This window comes from Janibacter melonis (assembly GCF_020567375.1).
Lineage (GTDB): Bacteria > Actinomycetota > Actinomycetes > Actinomycetales > Dermatophilaceae > Marihabitans > Marihabitans melonis.
The window spans coordinates 907,901-919,231 of sequence record NZ_JAJBZM010000003.1 but is presented as its reverse complement, the minus strand read 5'-3'; the positions used below and the strand labels follow the sequence as shown (position 1 = coordinate 919,231).

The 11,331-nt window shown below is 73.8% G+C and carries 11 protein-coding genes; 1 reads left to right on the top strand and 10 read right to left on the bottom strand.

Features of this window, described 5'->3' with window-relative positions; translation table 11 throughout:
* Positions 1-537 precede the first annotated feature (537 nt).
* Complete coding sequence (gene tyrS, locus LIV55_RS16520; RefSeq protein ID WP_123090773.1) at positions 538-1,797, bottom strand: tyrosine--tRNA ligase; 1,260 nt, start codon at positions 1,795-1,797, stop codon at positions 538-540.
* Between the two features lie 122 nt (positions 1,798-1,919).
* On the opposite strand from tyrS, the gene LIV55_RS16515 reads away from it, so the two are divergent.
* Complete coding sequence (locus tag LIV55_RS16515; protein WP_229300959.1) at positions 1,920-2,816, top strand: phosphotransferase; 897 nt, start codon at positions 1,920-1,922, stop codon at positions 2,814-2,816.
* Here LIV55_RS16515 and LIV55_RS16510 read toward each other — a convergent pair.
* From LIV55_RS16510 to argC, 9 genes are read right to left on the bottom strand one after another with little or no spacing between them, the layout of a single operon-like run.
* On the bottom strand, positions 2,803-3,426 hold the full coding sequence (locus tag LIV55_RS16510; RefSeq protein ID WP_229300957.1) for a DNA-3-methyladenine glycosylase: 624 nt from the start codon (positions 3,424-3,426) through the stop codon (positions 2,803-2,805). The two genes, LIV55_RS16515 and LIV55_RS16510, sit on opposite strands and share 14 nt — an antisense overlap.
* Positions 3,427-3,452: 26 nt before the next feature.
* Positions 3,453-4,895 (bottom strand): argininosuccinate lyase, encoded by a 1,443-nt coding sequence (gene argH / locus LIV55_RS16505; protein ID WP_229300956.1) that lies wholly within the window; start codon positions 4,893-4,895, stop codon positions 3,453-3,455.
* The gene (locus LIV55_RS16500) at positions 4,892-5,398 is read right to left on the bottom strand and encodes an arginine repressor (RefSeq protein WP_191563442.1); all 507 of its coding nucleotides are present in this window, start codon (positions 5,396-5,398) and stop codon (positions 4,892-4,894) included. The genes argH and LIV55_RS16500 overlap by 4 nt, the downstream gene beginning before the upstream one ends.
* A complete protein-coding gene (gene argF / locus LIV55_RS16495) occupies positions 5,395-6,339 on the bottom strand; it encodes an ornithine carbamoyltransferase (protein WP_229300955.1) in 945 nt (314 codons plus the stop codon). The genes LIV55_RS16500 and argF overlap by 4 nt, the downstream gene beginning before the upstream one ends.
* Positions 6,336-7,553, bottom strand: a complete 1,218-nt coding sequence (locus tag LIV55_RS16490) for an acetylornithine transaminase (protein ID WP_191563440.1) — start codon at positions 7,551-7,553, stop codon at positions 6,336-6,338. The genes argF and LIV55_RS16490 overlap by 4 nt, the downstream gene beginning before the upstream one ends.
* Positions 7,550-8,548, bottom strand: coding sequence for an acetylglutamate kinase (gene argB, locus LIV55_RS16485; RefSeq protein WP_068274434.1), 999 nt, complete (start codon positions 8,546-8,548; stop codon positions 7,550-7,552). Before argB ends, LIV55_RS16490 begins: the two co-directional genes overlap by 4 nt.
* Before the next feature lie 10 nt (positions 8,549-8,558).
* Positions 8,559-9,710, bottom strand: a complete 1,152-nt coding sequence (gene argJ, locus LIV55_RS16480) for a bifunctional glutamate N-acetyltransferase/amino-acid acetyltransferase ArgJ (protein WP_229300954.1) — start codon at positions 9,708-9,710, stop codon at positions 8,559-8,561.
* Complete coding sequence (locus tag LIV55_RS16475; RefSeq protein WP_068274431.1) at positions 9,707-10,129, bottom strand: ACT domain-containing protein; 423 nt, start codon at positions 10,127-10,129, stop codon at positions 9,707-9,709. The genes argJ and LIV55_RS16475 overlap by 4 nt, the downstream gene beginning before the upstream one ends.
* A 5-nt stretch (positions 10,130-10,134) precedes the next feature.
* Positions 10,135-11,178 carry an N-acetyl-gamma-glutamyl-phosphate reductase gene (gene argC, locus LIV55_RS16470; RefSeq protein ID WP_229300953.1) on the bottom strand — a complete coding sequence of 348 codons (1,044 nt, stop codon included), beginning with the start codon at positions 11,176-11,178 and terminating at the stop codon, positions 10,135-10,137.
* Between the last annotated feature and the right edge of the window lie 153 nt (positions 11,179-11,331).

The window sequence follows — 11,331 nt, the reverse complement described above, 5'->3', positions numbered from 1 at the left end:
GCAAAAATACTAGATGATCATTGTCAACCAAAGGATTAAAATATCGTTTCATCAGCACCACACACCCACCAGACGATGAGCGCGCCGCACCTTCTGAAGACGAGGTATTGGCATCGATTTTTGACACGCTGTTGAGTTCTCAAGGTTCGGACGCGCACCGATCGGTCTGCACTCTCGTGCATCTCGCTCGGGGCTCTTGGTGAAACCTTACCGCATCCAATCTTGGGCGATTTCCGTGATCTTCCTCGTGAGGAAGCCGGTGACTCGCGCTTGGCTTTCTTGCGGTGTGTTTCCAACCGTACCAGGCCTTTCGGACCGGCTCCAACTCGCTCTTTCGCCATCAGCAGTGCTGCGACGAAGACCTTCGTGGTGGTTGATCAGCTCGCGGGACCGGCCTACTTGGTGCAACCCTGCAAGGGCTGCCGCTTGGTGTCCGTTCCTCCCTCTCGGGCTGACATCGAGAACATTAGACGACCATCCGCGGCGATGCCAAATCGTCCGCCACAGGGGGCCGGCTCCCCCCTGCTCACCCCCTGCTCACCCCAGGCGCAGGGCCGCGAGGGCCTTCTTGCCACGGCGCAGCAGGGCGGTCGAGCCGTGGAGGAAGTCCTCCTGGGTGAGCACCCGCTCGGGGTCGGTGACCTTCTCGCCGTTGACGGACGCCGCCCCGTCGGCCACCGCACGACGGGCCGCGTTGCGCGACTCGACGAGACCGCTGGCGACGAGTGCGTCGACGACGGTGTCGCCGACCGCGCCCGCTCCCCCGGGCAGCTCGGCCGTCGCGTCGGCGAGCGTCTGCGCGTCGAGGACCCGGACGTCTCCCTTGCCGAAGAGGGCGGCCGACGCCGCCTGGGCCTGCGCGGTCGCCGCCTCCCCGTGCACGAGCGTCGTGACGTCCTGCGCGAGGAGCCGCTGCGCCGCGCGCCGGAAGGGCTCGTCGCGGACCTGGCGCTCGAGCTCGGCGACCTCGTCCGGTGTGCGGTCGGTGAAGATCTTCACGAGCGAGACCACCGAGGCGTCCTCGACGTTGAGCCAGTACTGGTAGAAGGCGAAGGGGCTCGTCATCGACGGGTCGAGCCACACGGCGTTGCCCTCGGACTTGCCGAACTTGCGTCCCTGCGAGTCGGTGATGAGCGGGGTGGTCAGCGCGTGCGCCGTCCCCCCCTCGACGCGGTGCACCAGGTCGGTGCCGGCGGTGATGTTGCCCCACTGGTCCTGCGCACCCGTCTGCAGGGTGCAGCCGTGCTCGCGGTAGAGGTGGAGGTAGTCCAGCGCCTGGAGGATCTGGTAGCTGAACTCCGTGTAGCTGATCCCCTGCTCGGACTCCAGCCGGGCGGCCACGGCGTCCTTCTTGATCATCTGGTTGACCCGGAAGTACTTGCCGTAGTCCCGCAGGAAGTCCAGCGCGGAGATCGGCGCGGTCCAGTCGAGGTTGTTGACGAAGAGCGGGGGCTCGCCGTCCTCCGGGGTGAGGATCCGGCGCACCTGGGCGGCGATGCGCTCGACGTCCTGCGCCGTCTGCTCCTTGGTCTTGAGCACCCGCTCGCTCGTGGGCCGCGGGTCGCCGATGAGGCCCGTCGAGCCGCCGACGAGACCGATGACCTTGTGCCCGGCTCGCTGCAGGTGCCGCAGGAGGATGAGCTGGACGAGGTTGCCGAAGTGCAGCGAGGGCGCCGTCGGGTCGAAGCCGCAGTAGACGGTGACCGGGCCGGCGGCGAGCGCGTCGCGCAGCGCCTGCTCGTCGGTGGTCTGGGCCACCAGACCACGCCAGGTCAGCTCGTCGAGGATGTCAGTCACGGTGCGTCGGGCTCCTTCGTCGTCTCGCCGCCCGCCGTAGGCGGCGCACCCAGCCTGCCACGAAGCACGACGACGCCCCGAGCCGGCGTCCGGGCATGGACGCGCGGTGATGGGATGGCCCCATGACCCTCCACGACGGCGACACCCCCGTCGACGCCGACCAGCTGCGCCGGCTGCTCGAGGAGCAGCGTCCCGACCTGGCGGACGCCCCGCTGCAGGTCGTCGAGGGCCCGGGGACCGATCACGTGCTCGTCCGGGTGGGGGACGACCTCGTCGCCCGGCTCCCCCGCAACGCCCCGGCCGCGGTGTCGCTCGGCACCGAGCTGCGCTGGCTCCCCCGCCTCGTCGACCGGCTCTCCCTGCCCCTGCCCCGGGTCGAGCACGAAGGGGTGCCCGGCGCCGGGTACCCCTTCGTCTGGGCCCTCCTGGGCTGGCTCGACGGGCACGACCTCTGCGCGGTCGTCCTCGACGGCCAGGTCCCCCGGACCTGGGCCGACGACCTCGCCGACCTCGTGACGACGCTCCGCGCGGTCGACGTCTCGGTCGACGCGCCGCAGGGGGCACGTGGCGGTGACGTGGCCACGCGAGCCGCGGGTGCGGACGACGTGCTCACCGCCCTCGCCGGCCGTCACCGCGTCGGCGTCCTGCGACGGGCCCTCGACCTCGGGCGGGAGGCCGCCCCCTTCGCCGGCCCGCCGGTGCTGCTCCACGCCGATCTCATCCCGGGCAACCTCCTGCACCGCCACGGTCGCCTCACCGGGCTGCTCGACCTCGGCGCGCTGACGACCGGCGACCCCGCGTGGGACCTCACGCCGGCGTGGTGGGTGCTCGACGCGCCCGGGCGCTCGCGGCTGCGCGACCTGCTCGGCGGCGACGACGCGGTCTGGGCGCGCGCCCGTGCTCTCGCGACGGTCCAGGGCGCCCTGGCGACCTGGCACTACACGCCGCGGCGGCACCCCCTGGCCGCCCTCGGAGACCGGGCCCTCCAGCAGGTCGCCGCAGACCTCAGCCGCGCCTGACCCGGGGCCTGGCCGCGCGGTACGGCGAGACGCTCGGCTCGCCGTCGAGCCAGTAGCGCCACGGGTAGAGGACGCCGTCGCCCCCGGCACCGCTGACGCCCACCCGCGGGCCGCTGCGCACGCGCGCCGGGTCCACCGGTGCCGTCGGTGGCAGGACGGCGAAGGGGGCGTCGTCGCCCCCGCACACGTCGGTCCCGTCGTCCTCGCCGGTGATGCCGAGCGCCCGGGTGAGCCGGGCCGGGCCGCGGGCGAGGTCCCGGTCGCGGACGCCGGGTCGGCGCTCCAGCGCCAGCTCGAGTCCGTCGACGACCTCACCGGCCCGCACGAGGACCGCGCCGCAGACGCCGTCGGACGCGCACACGAGGTTGGCGCACCAGTGCATGCCGTAGGTGAAGTACACGTACAGGTGCCCCGGGGGACCGAACATCACCGCGGTGCGCGGCGTGCGCCCCCGGAAGCCGTGCGACCCGGGGTCGCTCTCGCCGCGGTAGGCCTCGACCTCGGTGATCCGCAGCCCGACGCCGCGCACCGCGAGGGTGCAGCCGAGCAGCTCGGGCGCGACCTCGAGGGGGTCGCGCCCGAACCACGCGCGCGGCAGGGCCTGCGTCATCGGCTGGGACGGGTCACCGGACCGGCTCAGCGGGCGACGACCCGCGTCGCGGCCCACTGCGAGAGGTCGGCGTGCGTCTCGCGCACCCGCTGCAGCTGCTCGGCCACCCGGACGGGGGCGGTCCCGCCCTTCGCGTCGCGCGAGGCGAGCGAGCCCTCGACCGAGAGGACCTCGCGCACGGCGGGGGTGAGGTGCGGCGAGATCTGCGCGAGGTCGTCGTCGGAGAGGTCCCACAGCTCGATGCCGCGCTCCTCGCACACCCGCACGCACGCCCCGGCCACCTCGTGGGCCACGCGGAAGGGGACCCCCTCGCGCACGAGCCACTCGGCGACGTCCGTCGCGAGCGAGAAGCCCTGGGGCGCGAGCGAGGCCATCCGCTCGGTGTCGAAGCGCAGCGTCGCGACCATCCCGGCGACCGCGGGCAGGACGAGCTCGAGGGTGTCGACGGCGTCGAAGACCGGCTCCTTGTCCTCCTGGAGGTCGCGGTTGTACGCCAGCGGCAGCGCCTTGAGCGTCGCGAGCAGACCGGCGAGGTCACCGATGAGCCGGCCGGCCTTGCCCCGGGCGAGCTCGGCGACGTCGGGGTTCTTCTTCTGCGGCATGATGCTCGACCCGGTCGAGTACGAGTCGTCGAGGGTGACGAAGCCGAACTCCTTCGTCGCCCAGAGGATGACCTCCTCGGACAGGCGCGAGATGTCGACCGCCGCCATCGCACACACGAAGGACAGCTCGGCGACGAAGTCGCGCGCCGCGGTTCCGTCGATGGAGTTCTCGACCGACCCGGCGAAGCCGAGGTCAGAGGCGACCGCCTCCGGGTCGAGACCGAGGCTGGAGCCGGCGAGCGCGCCGGACCCGTAGGGCGACAGCGAGCTCCGGGCGTCCCAGTCGCGCAGCCGCTCGACGTCGCGCAGCAGCGGCCACGCGTGGGCGAGCAGGTGGTGGGCGAGCAGGACCGGCTGGGCGTGCTGGAGGTGGGTGCGCCCGGGCATCGCGGCCTCCGGGTGCGCCGCCGACTGCTCGACGAGCGCGGAGACGACGGCGAGCAGGTGCTCGGCGACGACGCGGGCGTGGTCGCGCAGGTACATCCGGAAGAGCGTGGCCACCTGGTCGTTGCGCGAGCGGCCCGCGCGCAGCCGGCCGCCCACGTCGGCGCCGGCGCGCTCGATGAGACCCCGCTCGAGCGCGGTGTGCACGTCCTCGTCGTCCTCACCGGGCGCGAAGTCGCCCGAGAGGACGTCGGCGAGCAGGGTGTCGAGCCCGGCGAGCATCGCGTCGCGCGTCGTCTCGTCGAGCAGGCCCGCCCCGTGGAGCACCCGGGTGTGGGCTCGCGAGCCGGCGATGTCGTAGGGGGCCAGGCGCCAGTCGAAGTGAGTGGACTTCGACAGGGCGGCGAGCGCGTCGCTCGGCCCGCCCGCGAAGCGTCCGCCCCACAGGCTCACCTTCTCGCTGCTCTGCTCGGTACCGCTCACTGCTCCTCCTCGTTCGTGTGGGTCAGGGCGAGCAGCCGGCGCACGAGGTCGCCCGCCGCCCCCGCCCCGGTCGTGATGATCATGATCGTGTCGTCTCCGGCGATCGTGCCGAGGACGTCGGGCAGCCGGGCGTGGTCCATCGCCGAGGCGAGGTAGCCGGCGGCTCCCGGGGGCGTGCGCGCGACGACGAGCTGCTCGCTCGACGTCGCCGTGACGAGCAGCTCCTCGCACAGCCGGCGCAGCCGGTCGTCGAGCTCGTCGGGGCCGACCGCGGGGCGCGGGGTCGGGTCTCCCCCTTCGCCCGGGACCGCGTAGACGAGCGCGCGTCCGACGCGCACCCGCTCGGCCCGCAGGTCGATGAGGTCCCGGCTCAGCGTCGCCTGGGTGACGGTGATGCCGTCGGCCGCGAGCAGCTCGAGCAGCTCGGCCTGCGAGCGCACCGCGTGGCTCGAGAGCAGCTCGGCGATCCGGGCCTGGCGACCCGGCCGGCTGGCGACGATCACGTGCCGTCCCGGTGCTGCTCGAGGAGGAAGGCGAGCGCCGCCTTCTGCGCGTGGAGCCTGTTCTCGGCCTCGTCCCACACGACCGAGCGCGGCCCGTCGATGACGTCGGCGGCGATCTCGACGCCGCGGTAGGCCGGCAGGCAGTGCAGGGCGATCGCGTCGGGGGCGGCCTGCGCGAAGAGCTCGGCGCTCAGCGCGAAGGGGGCGAAGGGGGAGCCCTCGCCCTGCCGGCCGGAGCGCTCGTCCTCCTGCCCCATCGACACCCACGTGTCGGTGGCGACGCTCCCGGCGCCGGCGACCGCCTCGACCGGGTCTGCGGTGACGAGGACCGATCCCCCGGTCTGCGCGGCGACGGCCTCGGCCCGGGCGAGGACCGCCGCGTCGGGCTGGTGGCTGGCCGGGGTGCCGATGCGCACGTGCATGCCCGCGGTCGCCCCGGCGAGCAGGTACGTGTGCGCCATGTTGTTGGCCCCGTCGCCGACGTAGGCGAGGTGCTGGCCGGCGAGATCGCCGCGGTGCTCGCGGATCGTCAGCAGGTCGGCCAGCCCCTGGCAGGGGTGGTAGTCGTCGGTGAGCGCGTTGACGACCGGCACCCCGGCGTGGCGGGCCATCTCCTCGATGCGGTCCTGGCCGTGGGTGCGCCAGACGACGGCGCTCACCTGACGACCGATGACGCGGGCGACGTCCGCGACCGACTCCCGGGTGCCGATCTGGGCGAGGTTGCCGTCGACGACCATCGGGTAGCCGCCGAGCTCGGCGACACCCGTGGTGAAGGACAGCTGGGTGCGCAGGGTCGGCTTGTCGAAGATGATCGCGACGGCCTGGGGCCCCTCGAGCGGGCGCTCGGCATGGCGGGACGCCTTGAGGGCCAGCGCGCGGTCGAGGACCGCGGTCTGCTCGGCGGGGGTGAGGTCGTCGTCGGCGAGGAGGTGGCGGGTCACGAGCTGCTCCGGGTGGCGTCGTCGAGGATGGAGGGCAGGGCGGTGACGAAGCCGTCGAGCTCCGCCGCCGTGATGACGAGCGGCGGGGCGAGACGGATCGCGTCGGGGGCGACGGGGTTGACGATGAAGCCCGCCCGTCGGGCGGCGGCGACGACGTCGGTCGAGGCGAGACCTCGAAGGGGGATCGCCCGCAGCAGCCCGAGCCCGCGGACCGGGCCGAGGCGGGGGTCTTCGAGCGCGGCGACCGCGGCGACGAGGTGCTCGCCGAGCTCTCCCGCGCGGGCCACGAGCCCCTCGGACTCGATGGTGTCGAGCACGGTGAGCGCCGCCGAGCAGGCGAGCGGGTTGCCGCCGAAGGTGCTGCCGTGCTGGCCGGGCGCGAGGAGCGCGGTCGTCTCCGGCCCGAAGGTGACGAGAGCGCCGATCGGCACGCCGCCGCCGAGCCCCTTCGCCAGGGTCATCGCGTCGGGGACGACGCCGTGGTGCTGGTGGGCGAACCACGCGCCGGTGCGCCCGATGCCGGTCTGGATCTCGTCGAGGACGAGGAGGGCGCCGACCTCGCGGGTGACCTCACGGGCGGCCCGCAGGTAGTCGCCGTCGAGAGGCAGCACGCCGGCCTCGCCCTGGACCGGCTCGAGGAGCACCATCGCCGTGCGCTCGTCGACGGCGGCCCGCAGCGCCGCGACGTCGCCCGGGGGCACGTGGACGACGTCGGGGATGAGCGGCTCGAAGGGCTCGCGGTAGGCGGCCTTGTGGGTGAGGGCCAGCGCCCCGGTGCTGCGCCCGTGGAAGGCGCCCTCGAGGGCGACGATGCGGCTGCGGCCCGTGCGGCGCGAGAGCTTGATCGCCGCCTCGACCGACTCGGTGCCGCTGTTGGTGAAGAAGACCCCGGACCCCGCCGGGGCGTCGGCGACCGCCAGGATGCGCTCGGCGGCACCGACCTGGGCGGTCGTCGTGAAGAAGTTCGAGACGTGGACGAGCTCGCCGGCCTGCTTGCTGATGGCCGCGACGAGCTCGGGGTGGGAGTGGCCGAGCGCGTTGACCGCGATGCCGGAGACGAGGTCGAGGTAGCGCTGCCCGTCGACGTCCCAGACCCAGCAGCCCTCGCCGCGGGAGATGACCAGGCCCGGTGCGCCGAAGACGCCGATGTGGCTCGCGCCGTAGCGCTCGAGCCACTCCGCCTGGCTCGTGGTGCGCTCCTGGCCCCCGCTCACGACGGGCTCCCGGAGACGAGCGCCTCGTCGGCCGCCGCCGCGGCCTCGGTGCCGTCGGGCACGAGCATCGTGCCGATGCCCTCGCGGGTGAAGATCTCGAGGAGCATCGAGTGCGGCTGGCGGCCGTCGACGACGTGCGCCTGCGGCACGCCGCCCTCGACGGCGCGGATGCAGGCCTCGAGCTTGGGGATCATCCCGGCGTCGACGCGCTCGAGGAGCCGGCGCGCGCCGGAGACGGAGAGCTGGCTGAGCAGGCTGTCGCGGTCGGGCCAGTCGGCGTAGATGCCCTCGACGTCGGTGAGCACGACGAGCTTGTGCGCGCCGAGGGCGACGGCGAGCGCGGCCGCGGCCGTGTCGGCGTTGACGTTGAGGACCTGGCCCTCGACGTCGAGGTCGGGGGCGATCGTCGACACGACGGGGATGCGACCGGCGTCGAGGACGTCCTGCACCGCGGAGGGCTCGACGTGCTCGACGTCGCCGACGAGACCGATGTCGACGTGCTGCCCGTCGATCTCGACCCCACGGCGGCGCCCGCCGAAGAGACCGGCGTCCTCGCCCGACAGCCCGACGGCGACGGGGCCGTGCTGGTTGAGCAGCCCGACGAGCTCGCGCCCGACCTGCCCCATGAGCACCATTCGCACGACGTCCATGACCTCGGGGGTCGTCACCCGCAGCCCGCCCTTGAACTCGCTCTCGAGCCCGAGCCGGTCGAGCATCGCCGCGATCTGCGGTCCGCCGCCGTGGACGACGACGGGGCGCAGCCCGGCGTAGCGCAGGAAGACGACGTCCTCGGCGAAGGCACGCTTGAGCGCGTCGTCGGTCATCGCGTTGCCGCCGTACTTGACGACGACGAGCGAGCCGCGGAAGCGCTCGAGCCAGGGCAGGGCCTCGACGAGCGTCGTCGCCTTGGTGCGGGCGACGCGCAGCGCGGCCGCGTCGATCGCACCGCGCAGCGTGGCGCTCGGGTCGGACGAAGGGGGCGGGGTCACGCGCATCACTTCCCGGTCAGGTGGAGTAGGCGGAGTTCTCGTGGACGTAGTCGTGGGTGAGGTCGTTGGTCCAGACCGTCACCTCGTGCTCGCCCGCGTGGAGGTCGACGACGACGCTCACCTCGCGGCCGGCGAGGCTGACGGCCGAGCGGTCCTCGCCCACTCCCCCGGCGCGGCAGACCTGCACGTCGTTCATGCTCACGTCGAGCCGGTCGGGCTCGAAGACCGCCCGGGTCGTGCCGACGGCGGCGAGCACGCGGCCCCAGTTCGGGTCCTCGCCGAAGACCGCGCACTTGAAGAGGTTGTTGCGCGCGACGGACCGGGCGACCTCGAGGCCGTCGTCCTCGCTCGCGGCGCCCCGCACGGTGATCGCGATGTCGTGCTTCGCGCCCTCGGCGTCGCCGATGAGCGCGCGGGCCAGCTCGGAGCACACCTCGCGGACGGCCTCGGTGAGCTCGTCGGGGTCGACGGGCACCCCGCTCGCGCCGGAGGCCATGAGGAGCACGGTGTCGTTCGTCGACTGGCAGCCGTCGGAGTCGACCCGGTCGAAGGTCGTGCGGGTCGCCTCGCGCAGCGCGGCGTCGAGGACCTCGGGGGTCGTCACGGCGTCGGTCGTCACGACGACGAGCATCGTGGCCAGGGCGGGCGCGAGCATCCCCGCCCCCTTCGCCATGCCGCCGACCGACCAGCCGTCGCGGGTGGCCGTGGCGGTCTTGCTCACGGTGTCGGTCGTCATGATCGCCTCGGCGGCGTCGGCGCCGCCGTCCGCCGACAGCGCGGCCGCGGCCGCGTCGACGCCGCCGAGCAGCGCGTCCATCGGCAGCCGCTCGCCGATGAGGCCGGTCGAGCACACGGCGACGTCACCGGCGGAGACCCCGAGCACCTGGGCGACGTGCTCGGCCGTGCGGTGCGTGTCGGCGAAGCCCTCGGGCCCGGTGCACGCGTTCGCACCGCCGGAGTTGAGCACGACCGCGTCGACCCGGCCGTCGGAGAGCACCTGCCGGGTCCACACGACGGGGGCCGCCTGGACGCGGTTGGAGGTGAGGACGACGGCCGCGTGGTGGTCGGGGCCGTCGTTGACGACGACGGCGACGTCGGGGCGACCGCTCGCCTTGAGACCGGCGGTGACGCCGGCCGCGCGGAAGCCGGCGGGGACGGTGGTGCTCATGAGCCCTCCTGGGGGTCCGGGCGCCAGCCCGACAGGGACGTCGGGGTGACGACGAAGCCGTGCTTGCGCCACAGGGTCGCGGCGTCGTCGGCCCGCGCCTCGGGGACGAGGACCCAGTCGGTGTCGTAGGTCGACATCGCGAGGATGCTGATCCGGCCGGCGACGACGGGCGTCAGCAGGTCGTGCATGACCCCGACGAGCTCGAAGTCGAGCGGTCCGGCGACCTCGAAGGGGATGTACGGCCCCTCCTGGCGGACGTCGGCGGGCACGAGGTGCGCGTCGCACATGATCGAGGTCTCGTCGGCGGTGCGGGTGATCGAGGAGAAGGCCCCGCCGAAGACGTCCCACGTCGGCTCCTCGCCGGCGGCGAGCCGGGCGACGACTAGACGGTCGGGGTGACGCATGAGGTGCAGCGGCATCCGGCTCAAGGCGCGACCCCCGCGAGCGGCAGCCCCGTGGTCTCGGGCAGGCCGAGGGCGAGGTTCATCGACTGCACGGCGGCGCCGGCGGTCCCCTTCGTGAGGTTGTCGACCGCGGCGACGGCGACGACGCGGCCGACGCGCTCGTCGAGGGTCACCTGCACGTGGACGAGGTTGGACCCGACGACGTCGCCCGTGCGCGGCCACGTGCCCTGGGCCAGCAGGTGGACGAAGGGCTCGTCCACGTAGGCCTGCTCGTAGGCGGCCCGCACGGCGGTGACGTCGACGCCCTCGGCGGCCGGCGCGGTCGCGGTCGCGAGGATGCCCCGGGGCATCGGCGCGAGGGTGGGGGTAAAGGACACGCTCGCGTCCGTGCCCGCGGCGAGGGCGAGGTTCTGCTCGATCTCGGGGGTGTGGCGGTGGACCCCACCGACGCCGTAGGGGGACATCGCCCCCATGACCTCCGAGCCGAGGAGGTGCGCCTTGAGCGAGCGGCCGGCACCGGACGTGCCGGAGGCGGCGACGACGACGACGTCCTGGGCGCGCGCGACACCGGCGGACAGCGCCGGGGCGAGGGCCAGGCTCACGGCCGTCGGGTAGCACCCGGGCACCGCGATGCGGCGTGCCGAGCGCAGCTGCTCGCGGGCCTTGGTCCCGTCGTGGGCGACGAGCTCGGGCATGCCGTAGGGCCAGGTCCCGGCGAAGGGGGTGTCGTAGTACGTCGTCCACGCGGACTCGTCGCGCAGCCGGAAGTCGGCGCCGCAGTCGACGACGACGCAGTCCTGCGGCAGCTGGGCGGCGATCGCCGCCGAGTGGCCGTGCGGGAGGGCGAGGAAGACGACGTCGTGCCCGACGAGCTGCTCGACCTCGGTCGGGGCGAGCACCCGGTCGGCGAGCGGGGAGAGGTGCGGGGCGATGTCGCCCAGCCGGCTCCCGGCGTTGCCGGCTGCGGTGACCGCGCCGATCTCGACCTCGGGGTGCGCGAGGAGGAGCCGGAGGATCTCTGCCCCGGCGTACCCGCTCGCTCCTGCGACTGCTGCTGTGACCACGATGTATGAATATACGCTATCGCTAGAAGTTATGCAGACCGGGGTGGTGCACAGCCGCGGGGGCGGGGGGGGGGGGCCCCGCCGGCCCCCCCCCCCCCCCGGGCGCGCCCCCGGCGGCCCGCCCCCCCCCCCGCACCCCCCGCCCCCCCCACC